The 19,529-nt window shown below is 69.1% G+C and carries 13 protein-coding genes and 1 pseudogene; 1 reads left to right on the forward strand and 13 read right to left on the reverse strand.

Annotated elements, in window-relative coordinates; genetic code table 11:
* A pseudogene (locus ACZ31C_RS31875) lies at positions 1 to 93 on the forward strand (transcriptional regulator); the annotation flags it as partial.
* A gap of 60 nt (positions 94 to 153) precedes the next feature.
* On the opposite strand, the gene ACZ31C_RS31880 reads toward ACZ31C_RS31875, so the two are convergent.
* The 13 genes from ACZ31C_RS31880 to ACZ31C_RS31940 form a co-directional block, all read right to left on the reverse strand.
* Positions 154 to 1,659, reverse strand: coding sequence for a family 43 glycosylhydrolase (locus ACZ31C_RS31880; protein ID WP_465798449.1), 1,506 nt, complete (start codon positions 1,657 to 1,659; stop codon positions 154 to 156).
* Between the two features lie 145 nt (positions 1,660 to 1,804).
* The gene (locus ACZ31C_RS31885) at positions 1,805 to 3,241 is read right to left on the reverse strand and encodes an RICIN domain-containing protein (protein WP_465798450.1); all 1,437 of its coding nucleotides are present in this window, start codon (positions 3,239 to 3,241) and stop codon (positions 1,805 to 1,807) included.
* A gap of 232 nt (positions 3,242 to 3,473) precedes the next feature.
* Positions 3,474 to 6,533 carry a rhamnogalacturonan lyase gene (locus ACZ31C_RS31890; RefSeq protein ID WP_465798451.1) on the reverse strand — a complete coding sequence of 1,020 codons (3,060 nt, stop codon included), beginning with the start codon at positions 6,531 to 6,533 and terminating at the stop codon, positions 3,474 to 3,476.
* Entirely contained in the window at positions 6,530 to 7,366 is an 837-nt protein-coding gene (locus ACZ31C_RS31895) for a carbohydrate ABC transporter permease (RefSeq protein ID WP_465798452.1), read from the reverse strand. Before ACZ31C_RS31895 ends, ACZ31C_RS31890 begins: the two co-directional genes overlap by 4 nt.
* Positions 7,363 to 8,229, reverse strand: a complete 867-nt coding sequence (locus ACZ31C_RS31900) for a carbohydrate ABC transporter permease (protein ID WP_465798453.1) — start codon at positions 8,227 to 8,229, stop codon at positions 7,363 to 7,365. Before ACZ31C_RS31900 ends, ACZ31C_RS31895 begins: the two co-directional genes overlap by 4 nt.
* 92 nt (positions 8,230 to 8,321) lie before the next feature.
* Positions 8,322 to 9,587, reverse strand: coding sequence for an ABC transporter substrate-binding protein (locus ACZ31C_RS31905; protein ID WP_465798454.1), 1,266 nt, complete (start codon positions 9,585 to 9,587; stop codon positions 8,322 to 8,324).
* A 202-nt stretch (positions 9,588 to 9,789) separates the two neighbouring features.
* Positions 9,790 to 10,026: a hypothetical protein gene (locus tag ACZ31C_RS31910; protein ID WP_465798455.1), complete on the reverse strand. Its 237-nt coding sequence runs from the start codon at positions 10,024 to 10,026 to the stop codon at positions 9,790 to 9,792.
* A 339-nt stretch (positions 10,027 to 10,365) separates the two neighbouring features.
* On the reverse strand, positions 10,366 to 12,441 hold the full coding sequence (locus ACZ31C_RS31915) for a beta-galactosidase (RefSeq protein WP_465798456.1): 2,076 nt from the start codon (positions 12,439 to 12,441) through the stop codon (positions 10,366 to 10,368).
* A 250-nt stretch (positions 12,442 to 12,691) separates the two neighbouring features.
* Entirely contained in the window at positions 12,692 to 14,203 is a 1,512-nt protein-coding gene (arfA, locus tag ACZ31C_RS31920; protein ID WP_465798457.1) for an arabinosylfuranosidase ArfA, read from the reverse strand.
* A gap of 420 nt (positions 14,204 to 14,623) precedes the next feature.
* The gene (locus ACZ31C_RS31925; protein ID WP_465798458.1) at positions 14,624 to 14,758 is read right to left on the reverse strand and encodes a zinc-binding dehydrogenase; all 135 of its coding nucleotides are present in this window, start codon (positions 14,756 to 14,758) and stop codon (positions 14,624 to 14,626) included.
* Positions 14,759 to 14,770: 12 nt separating this feature from the next.
* Positions 14,771 to 15,748: an NAD-dependent epimerase/dehydratase family protein gene (locus ACZ31C_RS31930; protein ID WP_465798459.1), complete on the reverse strand. Its 978-nt coding sequence runs from the start codon at positions 15,746 to 15,748 to the stop codon at positions 14,771 to 14,773.
* Positions 15,745 to 18,321, reverse strand: coding sequence for an alpha/beta fold hydrolase (locus ACZ31C_RS31935; RefSeq protein ID WP_465798460.1), 2,577 nt, complete (start codon positions 18,319 to 18,321; stop codon positions 15,745 to 15,747). Before ACZ31C_RS31935 ends, ACZ31C_RS31930 begins: the two co-directional genes overlap by 4 nt.
* Positions 18,318 to 19,340 (reverse strand): 3-oxoacyl-ACP synthase III, encoded by a 1,023-nt coding sequence (locus ACZ31C_RS31940; protein WP_465798461.1) that lies wholly within the window; start codon positions 19,338 to 19,340, stop codon positions 18,318 to 18,320. Before ACZ31C_RS31940 ends, ACZ31C_RS31935 begins: the two co-directional genes overlap by 4 nt.
* Between the last annotated feature and the right edge of the window lie 189 nt (positions 19,341 to 19,529).

The raw sequence follows: 19,529 nt of genomic DNA on the forward strand, positions 1-19,529 counted from the left end.
TGGGCGTATTACCGTCTGGTGCCGTCTGCCATCGCTGCGGTCGCTGACCTGTTGACCCCGCCCCGCAAACGCGCAACGAAGAAGACCCGCTGACCCCGTCCCCGATCGTCGTTCGGGCCCACCACAGCCCGGTCGCTTCTCGTGGGACGGGCCTTAGGCGGTCCGGCGGAACGTGGCGTCGGCGCGACCCGTGGCGTTGCTGATCGGGTCGATGCGCAGCAGGTAGTTGCTGTGCCTGATGTAACGGTCGGGGTAGTTGTAGGACTGGAATGACGACCACGACGGATCCGCCAGTCCGGCTGTCTGACGGAAGGTGGCGTCCTGCCGGAACGTCGTCGAGCCGTTGTTCGGATCCAACCTGAGGACGTTGTCGGTGTGCCGCAGGTAGTGGCCGGGGAAGTTCACCGACTCGAACGACACGTACCCGGCTGCGGTGTTCGCCAGTCCGGGCACCACCCGGAACTGCCCGTCCAACGCCGGGCTGACGGTCGGATCGATCCGGACGCCGTAGTCCTGGTGCCGGACGTAACGGTTCTGGAAGTTGAACGACTGCAACCGCGCAACGGGTATCGGGCTCGCGTTGTCGAGCTCGCCCGACGGGCCGGCCAACACCGTCGAGGTCGAGACCGGTACGCCCAGGTGGGGTGTGCCATCCGGGTTCCAGGAGATCCGCTGCGCCCGACTGGTTCGGGTGGTGCCGCATCCTTGCGAGGCCGAGGAGTTGGCGTGGTAGACGATCCAGTCCTCGGTGCCGTCGGGCGACGTGAAGAATGAGTGGTGGGCGGGACCGTACACCCCGTTGGCGTCGTTGCGCTGGAAGAGCGGGTTGGCCAGCTTGGTCCACGAACCGCGGCTCAGCGGGTCGGCACCGGTCAGCTCCAGCGCCCCGATCTTGTAGTCGGGTGTGCCGCAGTAGCTGGCCGAGTAGGTGAGGAACGTGCGCCCGCCGCGTTGCAGCAGGTAGGGGCCCTCGTTGACGGGATTGCCCTGGCGCTCCCACGAGTAGGTGGGGTCGGAGATCAGCGTACCCAGCGCCGTAGGCGTCCACGGGTTGGTCAGGCGGCTGATGTACAGGCTCTGCAGGCCACCGTTGTCGAACCCACTGTTGTTGGTGAACGCGGAGAACACGAAGTAGTTCGACCCGTTGACCGTCATGACGCTGCCGTCGATCGACCAGCCGTTGTTCGGCATCAGGTTGAGCTGGCCCCGATAGGTGTAGGGGCCCATCGGATCGGTTCCCGCGCTCTCCAGCACATGCTGACGCTGCCCACCGCAGCACGCACTCGGGCCGGCCGAGTAGTACAGGTACCAGCGCTGCCCGTTCGGGCCGTTGAGCAGGTGCATGCTGGGTGCCCACATGTTCGACGTCGCGTTCGGCTGCGACATGGTGAAGACACGGGTCTCCGGCGCGGTCCGCAGGCCGCCGAGAGTCGACGCCTTGCGGATGTAGATGTTCCCGGTCCAGGTGGTGGCCGTGTAGTAGTAGTTGCCGTTGTGGTAGCCGAGCCACGGGTCGGCACTGTTGGGTGTGCCGACGACGGGGTTCTGGAAGGACGCGCCGGGAGCGGCGCTGCTCGGGGTGGAGACGGCGACCGCGCTCACGCTGAGCACGACAGCCGTCACCACCGCGGTGACCAGGGATTGCGCACGTATGCGCATAACGCGGTCCTTTCGATGGTCGCACGCTCGCGCGGCGACGCTCAGGTGGGTGGGCCCGACCACGACCGGACCGGTGGTGATCGCACGGAGGCGGCACCGGGGCCGCCAGGCCGTACCACGGATCGCGGTCACGTGGAGACCGCCGTCAGACAGCGGTGCGCGACCACTGCTGATTGGTGCCGGTGTTGCACGGATACTGTTTGAGGCTCGCCCCGTTCGCGGTCGACGCGGACGGCACGTCCACGCACTTGTTGCTGTGTCGGGCCCGGAGCTGGAAGTAACTGCCGTTGGCGACCATCTGGAACTGCTGGTTGGTGCCGGTGCCGCAGGTGTACTGGACCAGTTCGGCACCGTCGGCGGTGGAAGCGCTCACCACGTCGAGGCACTTCCCGCTGTGTCGGCTGACGATGCGCCAGTAGCCGCCGCCGGCATCCTCGAACCGCCACTGCTGCCAGGCACTGCCGCCGTAGGTGTACTGGCCGACACGCGCACCGTTGTCGGTGTTCGGCGTTTGGACGTCCATGGCCTTGCCGCTGTGGCGGACATCGACGCGATAGAACGTTCCCGTCGACGGAGGCGTCGTGGGGCCGCCGCCGACGGTGTCACCCCAGGCGTACCGGATCCGGTCGGCGCCGGAGGTGTTGCGGACGTTCAGGGTGAGGTCGGTGCCGCTGCCGCTGAGGGAGAACATCGAGTACCAGTCGTATCCGATGGTGCCGGGCTTGCCGCCGAGGGCCGGCCAGTAGGTGCCGCCCATCTGGTTGTCCCGCATGACCTGCGCCATCGCGCGGATGTGGCGCACGAAGTTGTCGGTGCTGTTCGCGTCGCCGTAGTTGAGGCCGTTGTCCATGGGCGCGCCGAACTCCGTCGCGACCGCGCGGGAGGCACAGGTGCCGAGGCGGGTCTGGATGTGGCTTCGGAAGGCGTCGTAGGTCATCGCGCCGTAGAAGAAGGCGTAGTGGTGGAAGGAGAGCAGGGTGGCGTTGAAGCGACTGTCGTTGCAGACGTCCCGCAGGTCCTGGCTGTAGCCGGTGCCACCGATGAGCACCCGGCCGGGGGTTGCCGAGTAGTGGTAGCTGAGCCAGTTGGCGGCGACGTTGCGCCACTCCGTCGAGCTGTACCCGTGCGGCTCGTTCATGGGCTCGAAGTACACGTTCGGGTTCGCGCCGTAGGTGTTGGTCACGGTCGACCACATCGCGTTCCACGCGGTGAGGTTCGTGATCCTGCCGCCGGAGGCGGCGCCGTCCTCCCAGTAGGCGAGGATGACCTTGAATCCGCGCTCGGTCGCGGCGTCGATGGCGCCCCGGTAGGCATTCCACCACGTCGTGCCCACCGTGTGGGTGTTGAGCGGCAGCCGGACGGTGTTGACCCCCATGGTGGCGGCCATGTCGTCATAGAGGGCGTTGGCCTTGGCGCGCACCGTCGAGTTGCTGTCGGACGAGCTCAGTCCGTGTAGGACGAGCGGGCCGGTGCTGAAGTTGTCTCCCAGCACGGCCCAGTTCATGCCGCGGAACTGGAGGGTGGCGGCAGTGGCCGGCGACGAGATGGCGACGACGCCACCCAGCGCGGTCAGTGCGGCCACCAGAGCGACCAGCAGCCGGCGCGACGACCGGGTGCTGCGTGACGGCCCTGAGGCAGGACCGTCAATCGATGTGATCCGGTTCATCGGATTTCCAATCACTGGACTAGGGGCCTGCGGCTCGGACATCAGGCTGATGTCGTATCGGTTACATCGGGAACGGAGAGAACATCGAGACACCAGAACCCGAACCCGAACCGACACGGTCAGGAACGTCCAGGCTCGAACACGGGGCTCACGCATCGGCGCGGCGAGTCACGGGGGAGTCGGACACCTCACCGGCACGCAGCTGAGGGCCGCGCCAGTCGCCGGGCACGGCTGCGCTGCCCGGCGTCCACATCCGGGGCAGCGGTACCCGCGACCAGTCGATATCCGAGCCGAGATAGAAACCCGGGTACGAAGGCTGGTTGTACGTCGTCTGCTGCCGGGCCACCTCGGCGCGGTACTGCGGATCATGCATGAGCGTGTACAGCTTGCGATCGGTCACCTCGGTGCTCAGGTAGATCCGCAACGCCGAACTGTCCACGGTCCGGACGAGCAGCTCCTCCCGCCAGTCACCGAACACGTCGGCGACGAGACCCGGGTTCCCCTTCGTGGAGTTGTTGGTGCGCGTGTCCTGCGCGGTGAGCAGAGTGCCGCGCCGCCAGTCCTCGATGCTCGGGGTGATGTCGATCGACCCGCTGACGATCTGAGTGGTCATGTCGGCGGCCCACTTGATGCTCTGGTTCGTGCCGGGCACCCGGTCACCGAGCCGCGCCCCGTCCGCGCCGCGCAGCCCGAGACCTTCGATCGCCCCGGCGGGCTGCGAGCACCAGGTCTCCAGGCCCGGATGCTCGGGGACGACGTCACCGATCATGCCCCGACCGGTGTCGACGCCGGTGTAGCCCCCGTAGATCAGCTCGCCGGTGGCGGCGTCGCGCAGGGTGAAGCCGTACGGGGCCCACCGTCCGCCCTCGTGCACCTGGTACGTCTCCAGCCCTGGACGGTCCGGGTCGATGTCGGTCACGTGCATCGCGTCACCGTGGCCGATGCGGGCCGACGCACCCGGGTCGGCGCTCTCCAGCGGCAGGGTGCCGTACGAGCTGTACCGCAGTGATCCGTCATGGTCGATGGTGGCGCCGCCGTAGACGATCTCGTGCCTGCCGTCGCCGTCCACGTCGGCCGCGCTCAGCGAGTGCTGACCCTGGGTGGTGATCGTGCCGAACTGCGGGTCGGTGCCGTCCCGACCGTGCGGGCTATCGTTGAACGGGTTCGTCATCGGTGTCCAGCCACTGTCGACGTACCAGTTCTGAGTCAACCGGACGCCGTCCCAGCGGTAGGCCACGAGTGTCGAGCGCGTGTAGTAGCCGCGGGCGAAGACCGCCGAGGGACGCCGCCCGTCCAGGTACGCCACTGCGGCGAGGAACCGGTCGACCCGGTTCCCCGGCTCGATGCGCGCCATCGCGTAGTCGCCCCACATCAGGCCGTCGTCATGCCGTCCGGGCTTGTAGTGGACGGTCTGCAGGTCCCGTCCGGTGGCACCGTCGAAGACGGTGAGGTACTCGGGGCCGTGCAGGATGAAGCCCTCGAACGCCCGCAGGTTGTTGCGGCTGTTGCGGCTGGGGGCGTAGACGTCCATGAAGTGGTCCGTCAGGGCCTGCGCGTCCTGCTGGGACAGGGGGTAGGCGTAGCGCGGCGCGATACCGAACGCCTGCTCCAGGGTGGCGGGCCAGCGCCCGGCGACCACCTCGGGATGACGGTGCCAGTGCCGGAACATCCGCACCATGTGCGCGTGGTAGTCGGTGGCGCTGAGGCGGTAGTCGTCGGTGTGCGAGACGCCCGCTCCGACGTCCTTCTTCGGAAGCCTGATGTGCCGCTCGGAGAGGACGGCACCCCTCTTGCCGTACCTGGTGATCTTGGTTCCCGGTGCGGTCTTGAACATCATCTCCGAGCGGCCGTCACCGTCGAAGTCGTAGACCAGGAACTGGGTGTAGTGCGCGCCCGCGCGGATGTTGACGCCGAGATCGACGCGGTACAGCAGGGTGCCGTCCAGCCGGTACGCGTCGATGAAGACGTTGCCGGTGTAGCCGACCTGCGATACGTCCTTGGCGTTCGACGGATCCCACTTGACGATGTACTCGTACTCGCCGTCACCGTCGAGGTCACCGACGCTGACATCGCCCGCCGAGTAGGTGTAACTCTCCCCGGCCGGGGTGACGCCGTCCGCCGGTCTGTGCAGGGGGAGGTCGTGGAAGGCCTCGGGCCAGGCGGTCACCGTCGCGCTCCGGTCGGTCTCGTGCCTGCCGACGACCGCCGCCACGCGGTACCGGGCCGAGGGGGTGCCGTCCCGGTCCAGGTAGTTGGTGCTGTCGGTGACCGTGGCGATGCGCCTGCCGTCGCGGTACACGTGGAAGTCTCTTCCGGTCAGGCCGGTATCGGTCGATCCGGTGACCTCGTGTCCGAGCAGGCGCCAGCTGAGGAACACACCGTCGTCGGTGGTCGCGGCCACCAGCCCACGGTCGAGGTGCTCCAGTTGGACGACGTTGACGTGAGCGGTGTGGCCGGGCGCGGCGGACGCCGGCGGGGCTGCCCCGGGCACGGTGGTGGCACTGGCGGCCGCGAACAGTCCGACCGTGGTCGCGGCGAGCCGGCGACGGAATCTGTCGTGAGTCATGTCGTCTCCTGGGTCGATGCCGGTCTGGCCGGGCGCGGAGCGTGGCCGATGCCGCCGACCCTGCTCCCTCATCGGCGGGTCGCCCGTAGGCGGGACGGTGCCGTGGCGGCGCTCGACCGCCACCGCGGCCATGAGCACACAGCCGAGCATCGGCACCACGAGCGGCAGTAGCTGCCAGGTGACGACCACGAGGACGCCGAGGGCCATGACGATGAGCAGAGATCCGCCCGGATCGCCCCGGACGGCGAGGCGGGCGGCCCGCCGTACCAGAGAGGGCCACCGCACCTCCGGCGACCAGGCGGCCGCGGCGCGCAGGACGACCACCGACAGCGCCGCGGCCACGACGACGCAGGTGGCGGCGACGACGCCGCCACCGGGCACGCCGGCGCGGAGCAGGAGCACGTCGGTGGCGAGGACCGCATAACCGGCGGCCACGCCGAGTGACAACGGGAGACTCCCCGGGTACGCCGCGCCGAGTCGCACGAAGAACGTCCGGATCGCTGTGCTCTCCCCGTCCACGTGCGCGCGAATGTGCGCGCAGCCGGCCGCCAGCGCCGGCAGCAGCGTGACGACCGGAAGGATCGACAACGCGACCAGCAGACCGGCCGTCAGGCACTCCCCGAAGAGCACGAAGCGCCTCATCCCTTGAGGCCCGACGTGGAGACGCCCTCGACCAGGAAGCGCTGGAAGAACAGGAAGAACAGGATCACGGGCACCAGCGCGAGTATCGACATCGCCATGAGCGCACCGAAGTCGGAGCCGGCGGTCTCGTCGATGAACAGCTGCAACGCCAACGGCAGCGGGTACTTCTCCGGCGTGCTCAGGTAGATCAGGGGGCCGAAGAAGTCGTTCCACGTCCAGATGAACGTGAAGATCGCGGTGGTGATGATGGCGGGGCGCGACAACGGCAGCACGATGTTCCAGAAGATGCCCCAGTGGCCTGCGCCGTCGATCTTCGCGGAGTCGTCCAACTCGTGCGGGATCGCCCGCATGAACTGCACCATGAGGAACACGAAGAACGCCTCGGTGGCGAGGAACTTGCCCAACAGCAGCGGTGCGTACGTGTCGACGAGGTCGAGCCTCTGGAACACCACGTACTGCGGGATGATGAGCACGTGGAACGGCAGCAGCAATGTCGAGATCATGACGACGAACATGAGGCCACGACCACGGAAACGCAGCCGGGCGAACGCGTACGCCGCCATGGCTGAGGTCGCCACCGTGCCGACGACGGACAGCACCGCCAGGACCGTCGAGTTCCAGAAGAAGCGGGCCACGCTGATCCCGGCGATGCCGTCGAGTGCGCGGTCGTAGTTGACCGTCGTGACACGGGTGGGCAGCAGCTGAAGGCTGCCGATGATGTCCTCGGTGGGCTTGAAGGTCGCCGCCAGCACCCACGCGATCGGGTACAGCACGACGGCGAGCAACGCGATGGCGCCGACGTGCCACGCCACAGTGGACAGCTTCGGTCTCATTGCCGGTCCCCCGAGTAGTACACCCAGCTTTGGGCGGTGCGGAAGAGGAAGAGCGTCACCAACCCGACGCCGGCCAGCAGCATCCACGCCATGGCCGAGGCGTAACCCATGCGGTAGTCGCCGAAGCCACGGTCGAAGAGGTAGACGGTGTAGAACAAGGTGGTCCCGGCCGGTTGGCCGTTGGGTCCGCCGACGATGTACGCGGACGTGAACACCTGGAAGGCGTTGATCGTCTCCAGCAGCAGGTTGAAGAAGATCACCGGAGAGATCATCGGCAGCGTGATGGACCGGAACCGCCGCCACGCTCCGGCGCCGTCCACCTCGGCCGCCTCGTGCAACTCCCGGGGCACCTGCTTGAGCCCGGCCAGGAAGATCACCATCGGGGCACCGAGCTGCCATGCCGCCAGCAGGACGAGCATGAGCAGGGAGAAGTCGGGATTGCCGGCCCAACCGCCGACGCTGACGCCGACCGTCTGCAGCAACCGGTCGACCACGGCATCGTCGCTGAACATCGCCTTCCAGACGATCGCCAGACTGACGCTGGCACCGATCAGCGAGGGGCCGTAGAACGCGGCGCGGTAGAAGGACCGCCCCCGCCGATCGTTGTTCAGCAGCATGGCCACGGCAAGCGCGCAGGCCAGCTTGATCGGTACGGCGAGCACCACGTACAACGCGGTGACCCGCACCGACGTGAGCCAGCGTTTGTCCCCGAACATCCGCCGGTAGTTGTCGAGACCGATCCACTGCGGGCGGTTGAACAGGTCGTAGTCGGTGAACGACAGGTACAGCGAGGCCAGCATCGGGCCGAGAGTGAGCAGCAGGATGCCAATGATCCACGGCGAGAGGAAGAGATAGCCTGCCACCCCGTCGCCGGACCGTCGGGCACTCCGACGACGACCCGGCATTCCCGCGCTGTCGACCCCGGCATCCGCAGCCGGCGTGACCGTTGTCATCGTCAGGGCTCGAGGGTCTCTTCGGACTCGGCGAAGAACTGGTCGACCGCCTGGTCGACGGTGATCCGGCCGTACTGGAGTTCCTCGGCGATCCGGATGAACGCCTGCTCCAGGGTGCCGGCACCCTTCGGCGGCGCGGGTGGTGCCTTGGTCAACTGGTCCTTGAGCCCCTCCTCGTACGCGGCGACGGCTGCCAGCGGCCCTTCGAGCTGGGCGGCGGCGCGCTGCGCGTTGGTGGCCGGCAGCCCCCGGTTGGCGCCGAAGATCCTGCCCACCTCCGGGTCGTTGATCATGAAGGAGATGAACCGGGCCGCCGCCTCCGGATGCTTGGACTTCGTCGAGGCGCTGAGCAGCATGGCGGGCTTGAGATACTGCCCCGAGTTGCCCGGAACGTCCGACGGGACCGGCCCCAGCTTGAGCTGCTCCTTCGTGCCGGCGGCGTACCGGGCCATGAAGTTGTCCCAGCTCAGGTCGCTGGCTATCAGGTCGAGCTCCAGCGCGTGCTGTGGCTTGATCTGGACGCCCTTCTCCACCGGCAGCACGACCTTGGCGTCGGCGAGCGCCTTGCCCTCGGTGAGGAACTTCGCCAGCCGGGCCTTGTCGAAACCGAGCCGGCCGTCCTCGGTGTACAGCAGCCCGCCTTCCTGGCGCAGTTGCAGCTCCAGGTTGTAGTAGCTGCCGATGTAGTTGCCCCCGCCGTACACCTTGCCGTCGGTGGCCTGGGTGATCCTGGCGAGTGCGGCCCGGTAGTCGTTCCAGGTCCAACCGAGTCTCGGCTCCGGAGCACCGGAGCGTGCGAACACCGCGGGGTTGTAGATGTATCCCCAGGTGTTGCCGCCCACCGGCACGCCGTACAGCCCGTCGCCGACCTCGCCGGCGCCCTTGAGTCCGTCGAGGAGATCGTCGAGTTCGAGCGTGTCGCCCTCCTGCTTCTTGAGGTCGTAGAGCGCGTTGCGGTCGGCGTACTCGCGCAGGTACGAGAAGTCCATCTGGAGCACGTCGGGCGGGTTGTTGCCGGCCGTCTCCGTCGCGATCTTCTGCCAGTACGCCTCGTACTCCTGGAAGCTTGGCGTGATCTTGATGTTCGGGTTCCGGGTCTGGAAGAGGTCGATCGCCTGCTGCATCAGCCCGGCGCGGTCGGCGTTGCCCCACCACGAGTACCGCAACGTGATGGAGTCCGATCCGGCGTCGTCGCCCCCGCAGCCCACCGTGCCCAGCGCGAGAGCCGCGACAGCAGCGGCGGCTATGAATCGTTTCAAAACGTGCATCGGATCCTCCATGCGCGGTGTGCGGTGGCAACCGTCCCACGCGACGTGGTGGCTCGTGCGGTGCTGATCGTCGGAGCGTCGGTGCGAACCTGAAGCGACATCACTCCCGGACGGTGGTTCGCACCAGCCAGTTTCTCGATCGAACATACGGCTGTCAATCGATCTCAGTTGATTTGTGGTCGGGGCTCTGCCGGCACGCCGCTCAGAGGGTGGGCGTGACGGGTTGGATGGTGCCGTCGGCACGGAACCGCAGTGGGCCGATGGCGACCTCGCGGTTGGTCCCGCACCACCGGATGAGCGCGGGGATCGAGGCACGGCCCGCGCACCCGAGTATCCGCAGAGCCAAGGGAGGCACCTTCCACATCGCCTCCAGCACGAACCTCACCTCCTGGACGCATGTGGCCAGCGTCAACTCCGGGATCGCCAACACCAGGTTCACCTGGGCCCCGAGTTCTACGTCGAGAACGGCACGGTACGGATCATCGCGAGCGTCGCAGCCACCACGTGCGCAAACTACTTCCGCCCGTACGTCTACACCGCCCGCGAGACGGCGCTGACCTCATGGAGCGGCCCCGCCCAGATGTGGGGTCTGGGCACCAACTACATCGACACCTTAGGTCGGCTGCTCCGGATGCCGGCACGGCACCGCCCTTGCACTGTGACCCGCTGCTCAGGGCCCGGTCACCGCGCCGTCCGGCGTCGTCCGTCGTCGCCGGGGTCGCACGGCGCCCGGTAGTCGGCTCTGGTCCGGACACCACTGCCCGGACCAGACGCGACGTCACCGCGGCACGGGATCCTCAGCCGGCACCCGCATGACCGTCACCCCGCGCAGCTGCAGCACAGGCGTGCCGCCGGACCCGGCCTGGTCCCTGTCGAACTCCCCGCCGACGACGCCTACCGGCGCAAAGGACTCCGGTGCGGTGACGTCGACGAGCGGATCCGTTCTGCTGATCAGGAACCGGAAGGGCCCGCGTACCGTCAGCTCGACCCGACCGCGAAGGTCCTCGGGCAGTTCACTGCGCACGCCGGCCGGCTCCGCGAGCGCGGCCAGCACGGTCGCCAGGCCAGCCGACCCGAGCCGGGTCGACACGTATGCGGCCGAGCCGTCCCCGACCACCCGACGGGTCAGGGCCGGGTGCCCGGCCAGGTCTCCGCCCGTGTAGCGGGCCAGGACCTCGGTCGCGGAGTCGGTCAGCTCGATCCGCTCGGTCCACAACGTGCCGGTGGTGCCGTTGTCGAGCGCGACGCTCTGGTCGTCGGCCAACGGGGCGAACTCCTGGACCCGGATGCCGAGCAGGTCCCGGATCGCACCGGGGTAACCGCCGAGCCAGACGTGGTTGTTCTCGTCCACGGTGCCGGAGAAGTAGGTGGTGACCAGATGGCCCCCGGCCGCGACGTAGGCCCGGAGCCGGTCGGCCAGAGGCCGTGGGACGACGTGCAGGATGGGGGCGACGAGCAGGTCGTAGTCCTCCAGCGGCGCGGTCAGGGGCACCACGTCGGCGCGGAGACCGAGGTCGAGGAAGGCGGTGTACCAGTCCAGCGCCTCCTGTCGGTAGCGGAGGCGGTCAGTCGGGCTGGAGTCGAGCTCGGCGACCCACCAGGACTCCCAGTCGAAGACGATGGCGGCCCGGGCGCGGCCTCGCGTCGTGCCGGCCACCGGCGCCAGGGTACGCAGGGCCGCGCCGAGGCCGGTGACGGCGCGGAACACGTCGCTGTCCTCACCGGCGTGCGGCACCATGGCGGAGTGGTACTTCTCGGCACCGGCCGCCGACTGCCGCCACTGGAAGAAGCAGACCGCGTCCGCACCGTGGGCGACGTGCGTCAGCGAGTCGCGGATCATCTGCCCCGGCCGCTTGGGCAGATTGACCGGTCGCCAGTTGACGGCGCTGGTGGAGTGCTCCATCAGAAACCAGGGCCGCCCCCCGGCCAGGTTGGCGGTCAGGTTGGCGGAGAACGACAGCTCGTCGTACCCCTGGGGGCCGGGGGCGAGGTAGTGGTCGTTGGCGACGAAGTCGACCTCACCGGCCCAGTCGGCGTAGTCCATCCCGTTGCTGTCCCCGGTCACCATGAAGTTGGTGGTCACCGGGATGTCCGGGGTCAGCTCGACCAGCAGGTCACGCTCGGCGCGCAAATGATCCTTGAGAGCGTCGGAGGAGAAGCGTCGGAAGTCCAGTTGCTGGGTGGGATTCGGGTACGTGGGGGCCAGCCGGGGCGGCAGGATCTGTGCCCAGTCGCTGTAGTGCTGTGACCAGAACGCCGTGGCCCACGCCTGGTTCAGCGCGTCCAGCGAGCCGTAGCGGGTGCGCAGCCAGGTGCGGAAGGCGGACGCGGCGTCGTCGGAGTAGTCGTGGACGTTGTGGCACCCCAGTTCGTTGGAGACGTGCCACGCGGTCAGCGCGGGGTGTGGACCGTAGCGTTGCGCGAGTTCGCGTGTCAGACGCAGCGCGTGACGCCGGAAGACGGGTGAGGTCGGCCGCCAGTGCTGCCGGCCGCCGGGCCAGAGCCGGTGGCCGTCGTGATCGACCGGCAGCACCTCCGGATACCGGGTGGTCAGCCAGGGCGGCGGAGACGCGGTGGCGGTGGCGAGGTCCACCGCGATGCCGTTCTCGTGCATCAGGTCCATGACCTCGTCGAGCCAGGCGAAGTCCCACTCGTCCTCGCCGGGCTGGATCCGGGCCCAGGAGAAGATCGCCAGCGAGACGATGTTCACCCCGGCGGTCCGCATCGCCCGTGCGTCCTCACGCCACACCTGGCGCGGCCACTGCTCCGGGTTGTAGTCGGCACCGTACCCCAGGCGGGCCCGGTCCGGCTCCGACGGCCAGCGTAGCCATCGGTGATCACGGTGTTCTCCCACGACGAACTCCCTACGAAGGCGGCGATGTGTACCTCAGGCGGACGGCGCGGTGGTAACCGGAGCGTGAATCCCTGTTCTCTGCCGTACCTGACCGAGACGTCCTGCCAGGCCCGCAGTCCGTCCTGAGGTGTGGCGCTGCCCAGGTACGCCCTGCCGGCGGTGTCCCCGTAGACACTGTTGGCGTAGACCTGGAACAGCAGATAGGACCAGCTGGGAGCGACCTGCGTCGCGGACTCGGCGAGGATCTGGTCTAGGCCAGGGAGAACCGCACTGCCGTCCACGACACCGGCGGCAGCACGATCTCGGCACTGCCGGCGTCGATCGAGACCTGTTCGGTGGGCCGCAGCGTGATCCGGTCCTGGTTGGCGGCGGTGTTGGTGGCGCGCAGGTCGTCGTCGGCGAGGGTCGACGCCTCGACGCGCGACACCGCACCCTCGAAACGGCTCAGGTCGACCGCGAAGCGCACCGGTCGGGTGTCGTCACGATTCACGACGAAGACCGCCACTTCTCCCGCCCGCGTGTCGTACGTGGCGACCGCGTCGACCACCGCCGCCTCACCGTGGCGTGCCGTCACATAGGTCGGACCGTCGACAGCCGCACGCAGGACGTCACCCCGGGCCAGGGCAGCCGTGCGGGCGAACGGATGGAAGATGGTCTGCCGCCAGGCGGGCCCACCGGGCTCGGTCCGGATCGGAGCGATGACGTTCACCAGTTGGGCCTGACAGGCGGCGGTGACCCGGTCACTGTGCCGGAGCAGGGAGATGAGCAGACTGCCGACGACGACGGCGTCGGCGACGTTGTACTCGTCCTCGATGACCCGTGGCGCGACCCGCCACTCGTCCGCTGGCGGCTGGTTCTGGAAGCGGGAGAGGTACCAGACGTTCCACTCGTCGAAGGACACCTGGATCTTCTTCTTGCTCCGCAGTCGGGCACCGATGCTGTCGGCGGTGGCGACGACGCTGTCGATGAAGTGGTCCATGTCCGTCGCGCTTGCCAGGAAGGAGCCGAGGTCGCCGTCGTGTTCCTCGTAGTAGGCATGGCAGGAGACGTAGTCCACCAGGTCGTAGGTGTGTTCCAGGACGGTGGCCTCCCAGGCTCCGAAGGTCGGCATGCCGGAGCTGGAACTGCCACAGGCGACGAGCTCCAGGCCCGGTTCCGCCGCGCGCAGACCCCGCGCGGTGGCGGCGGCGAGCCGACCGTACGCGTCGGCGTCCTTGTGCCCCAGCTGCCACGGCCCGTCGAGTTCGTTGCCGAGGCAGAACATCCGGATCCCGTGGGGCTCCTCGGCGCCGTTGGCCCGGCGCAGGTCCGACAGGTGGGTGCCGGCCGGATGGTTGAGGTACTCGTGAACGTCGAGGGACTCCTGTACGCCCCGGGTACCCAGGTTCAGCGCGTACATGATCTCGACGTCGGCCTTGGCCGCCCACCGCGCGAACTCGTCGATGCCGATCTCGTTGGTCTCTATGCTGTGCCAGGCGAGGTCACGACGCCGTGGACGCTGGTCCCTCGGGCCGACTCCGTCCTCCCAGCGGTACCCGGAGACGAAGTTGCCACCCGGGTAGCGGACCGTCGTCACACCGAGTTCGCGGGTCAGGTCCAGGACGTCGGTGCGGAAGCCGTCGACGTCGGCGGACGGATGACCGGGCTCGTAGAGGCCGGTGTAGACGCAGCGCCCCATGTGCTCCACGAACGTGCCGAAGGTGCGCCGGTTGACCGGGGCCACCACAGCCGTGGGATCAAGCGTGATGCGCGCGATGTGCACAGCCGTTCTCCTGTCTCTGGTCGGTGGAGGTGCGTCGACGGCCCCGGCAGGTCGGACCGACCGATCACGGGGGAGCACCCCTGGTCGGCTCCCGCGCCAGTGCCGTCGACGCGGCGGGATCGCCGCGATCAACGGGCTGGTCGCGACCAGCCGGCCGCTGCCCGCAAACTCGTGCCGCACACCACCAGCGGCAGAGCTGTACACGCCGCCGGCGGCGTGCGTCCGGCACGGGAACTCCTGGCTGTGCGGCGCTGCGAACAGCATGCCCGGCGCATCGATTGACGGCAATAGCCCGATGTCGTCGACGGGTACGCCGATGCCAGCGACCACACCCGCGCCCGCGTCACGCGGGCAGTGGCCCGTTGCGCCAGCGGTCGCGGCGGCCCGGATCCTCGTAGCGGGCGGTGCGTGGGTCGAGGCTCAGGTCGCTGGCCCGGTGAGGACGACGACCTTGCCTTTGGCGCGGCGGGTCTCGACGCGGGCGAATGCCTCCACTGCCTCGTCGAAGCGGTAGGCGCTGTCGATTCTCACCTGCAGGATGCCGCCCTCGACCACGATGAGACCGGCTCAGCGTCGATGGTACGCCGCAGCTAGCCGAACGAAGCCTTCATCCAACGTCACCTGCGGTGACCAGCGCAGTGCCTCGCGGGTCCGGCGTTGGTCGAACCAGTGTGCGGTGGACAACTGCTCGGCCAGAAACCGGGTCATGGGCGGTTCGTCGGTCTGCCGAAGCGCCGACCACAGCCACTCCACTGCGGCGCCGCCGGCCTTCGCTGCGACCACCGGTACCCGAAGTCTCGGTGGCGTCGTCCCGGCGGCGACGCAGATACGCTCGACGAGTTCGTGTACCGTCCGAGGCTCGCCGTTGGTGACGACAAAGGCCTGCCCGTGTACGTCCGCCTCGGGCACCCGGTCGAGCGCAGCGACGAGGGCGTCGACGGCGTTGTCCACGTACGTCGTGTCGATCAGGGCGGTCCCCTGGCCGACCAGTGCCAGCCGGCCGGCCTGGGCCCGCTCGACGATGCGGCCCACCAACTGGGTGTCACCCGGTCCCCAGACCAGGTGGGGGCGGATCGCCACCACGGCGAAGTCGGGCGAGTCGGCGGCCAGTGCGAGCGACTCCGCCGAGGCCTTGCTGCGGGCGTAGTTTCCCCGGGCCCGCTCGGGGTCGGCTGCGCCGGCTCCGGCGCCGACCAGGCCGGTGCCATGGTGAGCGACCGACGGCGAGGACACGTGCACGAATCGCGTCACGCCGGCTGCCCGGGCGGCGGCGAGCACGGTGGCCGTACCGCCGATGTTGATGTGCTCGAATTGTCGCCACGGGCCGGTCATCGACACTTTCGCGGCCAGGTGGACCACGGCGTCGACCCCCTCTGTGGCCGCCCGGACGGCTTCCGGATCGGTGATGTCGCCGCGGCGCTCGTCGACCCCGACCAGGCCGCTGGGTCGACGCTGCAGGACGCGGACCTCGTCGCCACGCCTACGCAACGCGGTGGCAGTGGCGCCGCCGAGCATGCCGCTGGCACCGGTGACCAGGATTCTCACAGTCCGCTGACCCTCCCGCCGGCGAGCACTCGTTCCGCCCAGTCCCGTAGCCGCGTACGGTCGATCTTCGAGTTGTGGCGTATGTCGGTGGGCAGGGACGGGACCACCAACACGGCCGCGACCGGTGGCACGGTCGCGGCACGTACCGCGTCGGCCAGGTCTCGGCTGGCCAGTCGGGCATGGCGGGTCCCGGGCAGGGTCTCGGCGATCACCACGACCTTCGCCACACCGGGCGGTCCCACACCGACCACGGCGGCTCGCGCGATCTGCGGCACCGATTCGACCTGCTGCTCGACGCCGACCGGGGCGAGCACGCCGTCGGAGGTGAGCAGGATATGGGCCAGTCGACCCTGCACCCAGAGCCGGCCTTCGGGGTCCAGGTAGCCCACGTCGCCCGTGCGGTGCCATCCGGGAGTGCGGGAGCTGTCCCGCTCGGTCAGCCAGAGCCCGTCGTACCGATCCTTCACATGCCCGGCCCTGACCAGGATCTCGCCGGTCAGCCCAGGAGCGCAACCGGCGTGCTCGGAAGGCGTACCGCTCGAGTCCAGGGCCGCGATCGCCACCTGAACACCCGGCAACGGCCGGCCGACGCAGACACCGTCACCCGGCTCGGCCTCGACGATCTCGTCGAGGGTGATGTCGGTGACCGGAAGGACCTCGGTCATCCCGTAGGGCGTGTGCGGCTGCGCCTTGGGCATCAAGGCTCGCGTCTGGGTCAGCAGCGCGGCGGGCACCGGCGCGCCCGCGCTCAGCAGCAACGTCACGTCCTCCAAGGCGGTGCGCTGGCGATCGTCCACCCCGTTGCCGGTGTCGACCACGTTGCGGAGCGCGGCCGGTGAGGCGAACACCGCCGAGGCGTCCACTGCGGCCACCGCCTCGGCGAGAGCGGCGGCGGTCAACGTCCGTGGGGCGGTGACCCGCATGTCCGGGATCGCCGACGGGGCGCCGAGAGCCGGTCCGAAGAGTGCGAACGGCGCGAAGGCCGCCACGATTCCGGCGTCGGCGTTCATCCCGAGGCCGAACAGCGCGTCCCGCATCGCGGCGAGCTGGCGGTGGGTGTAGACCACACCCTTCGCCGGCCCGGTGGAACCGGACGTGAACAGCACGGCCGCGTCGTCGTCCGGGTCTGGCGGGGCCGGAAGGTCCCGGACGTCGGCGCCGAGGCGGGCCAGCTTGCCCAGGGTGAGCGCGCCCAGCACGGCGGCGCCAGGTCCGGCCCCGAGTGGCCTTCCGGGCCAGCGCAGGGCGCGGGCGAGAGCGAGTCCGGGGCCGATGGCGACGAGGTGCGAGGGGTCGGCGCTGCGGAGCGCTCGGCTCATGCCGCCCAGTCCCAGCCCGGGATCGGCTACCACGATCACCGCACCGATGCGAAGGCACGCGTAGACGGCGGCGGTCAGATCGGCGCCGGGCGGTACGAGCAGTGCCACCCGATCGCCGCGACGCACGCCGGAGGCCGACAACCCGGCCCCGATCTCCTGAATGCGTCGCCACAGCAACGACCAGCTGATCTGCCGACCCTTGTTCGCCAGCTCCACCAGAGCGACCGACCGGTCCTCGGCACGCTCCGCCAACGCCGCCCACAGCGGACGCCACGGCGCCGCCGGTTCCGGCGGCGCGATCGGCTCGGCGGGCCGGCGGTCCAGGTCGACCAGCCACTGGGCGACCGCACCGGCGACATCAGCGTCCTCGGCGAGCAGGTGACCCGCGCCTTCGAACCGGTGCACCTGTGCATGCGGCAGCCGGTTGCGCAGGTCGCGCAGGTGCACCTCGCCGAAGACCGGGTCGCGCGGCCCCCACAGCAGCAGTGCCGGTATCCCCGCCAACGTGTGCAGACGCTGCGAGACCTCTTGCAGCGCCTGCCAGCTCGGGTGTTCGGGACCGAGCGGGATGTCCGCGACGAAGCCGCCGATCGCCGCCCGTCGGTCCTCACCACGGTACGGAGCGAGATAGCCCTCGCGGACAGGCTTCGGCAGCCACGGGTTCGCCAATGCGAGGGTGGCCTGCAGGAACGTCTGCGTCCGCACGGTCACCGTCGGCAACACACCGGGTAGTCGGGCCAGGCGGATCAGTGCGGGCGCCGGCGACCCACTCGGCTGGTGCACCGCAGTGTTGGTCAGCACGACACCACGGAGCTGATCGCGGTGACGCAGCGCCCAACCCAAGGAGATGGACCCGCCCCAGTCGTGCCCGACTGTGACGACCGGCCCGGTGATGCCGAGCGCGTCGGTGACCGTGGTGAGGTCGTCGATTCGCTGCGCCAGCCCGCGTACGGTGCCAGTCCGCTCCGAGAACCCCATGTCCAGATGGTCCACGGCGACCACCCGCCACGGCGGAGCGTCAGCCCGTTGGAACCGGGCCAGCAGGTGCCGCCACAGGTACGACCAGGTGGGATTGCCGTGCACGCACAGCAGCGTTCCCACGGGTTGGATCGCGCTGTCCGAGTCCGTAGCGGCGGTGTCCAGGACATGCCAGGTGCGTTGCACGCCCTGACTGTCCGTCGCCGTGACCCACCGGGACCACGCACTGTCCAGACCGGGCAACCCCAGCGGTGGCCCCTCCTGCCGGCTGCTCACCACACGACCTCCAGCGCGCACGTGTTCAGGCCGGAACCGACCCCCATGCACAACACCCGGTCCCCGGATTGGAGCGATCCAGCCTGCTGGGCCAGGGTCATCGGTAGCGACGCCGGGCCCACGTTTCCCCACAGCGGGAACGTCGCCGGGACCCTCCGATGGTCGAGGCCAAGCCGCTCGGCGACGCCCCGCGTGTGCGCCGCCGACACCTGATGCATGACGTAGAGGTCCATGTCCTGCCAACCCCACGACTCGGCATGCGCCCAGGTCGCCTCCGCGAGGTCCACACCCGCGTCGAGTAGGCCCTTCGCATCGGTGCGCATCCGCGTGTTGTCCCCGACGCACAACTGGTGATGTTGGGTGGCCGCCCTGCTCACACCGCCGATCAGCCGGTGTTCCTGTGGATGGCTGCCGGCGGCGGCCAACACCATCGCGGCCGCGCCGGAACCGAGGGTCAACGTGGCGAACTGCTCCCGGACGTCGTCGCGGGTGGAGTCGGACCTCCGTAACCGCTCGATGGTCACCTGTTGGGCCTCGCGGGAACTTTCGCCCGCCACGACCAGCGCGTACCGGATCTGCCCGGCGTCGATCATGTTGGCAGCGACCTGGATCCCGTTGACGAAGCCGAGGCAGGCGTTGGCGATGTCGAAGTTCAAGGCCGACGGCGGCAGGTCCAGAGCGTGATGGATCTCGACCGCCGTCGAGGGCTCCAGATGCGCGCGGGACACCGACGTGTTGATCAACAGGCCGACGTCACGCGCGTCGACACCCGCTTCCGACAAGGCCTTGGCCCCGGCCGTCGCCGCCGCCTCGGCGAACCCGAAGCCCTCCGGCCACCAGCGCCGCTCCTGGACCCCGGCGATCCGCTGGAGCATCCCTGGGCGCAGTCTCAGCCGCCGGAAGGTCTCGCTCAGCTGCTCATCGAACTCATCAGAGGTGACGATGACCGGCGCCTCCAAAGCCGTAACCGACAGTATCGCCGTGTTTGCGTAGCGATACTCAGCGTTGCCATGCGTCATCCAGCCTCCGCCCGTCGCCCACCCTGAGGGCTCGAAGTTATCCACTCGGCCCCCCACGCACCAACGGTCAGTCGGCATCGCGGCGAACGTCACTCACCCGCGCGCGCCGTCGACATGGCGCGGTCCGCCGGTTCGCCCGCGAGTGGCGAGTTGGGCCGGTCTTGCCATCGGTGTCTCCGGCGATCTTGC

This window comes from Micromonospora sp. NPDC023869 (assembly GCF_055559695.1).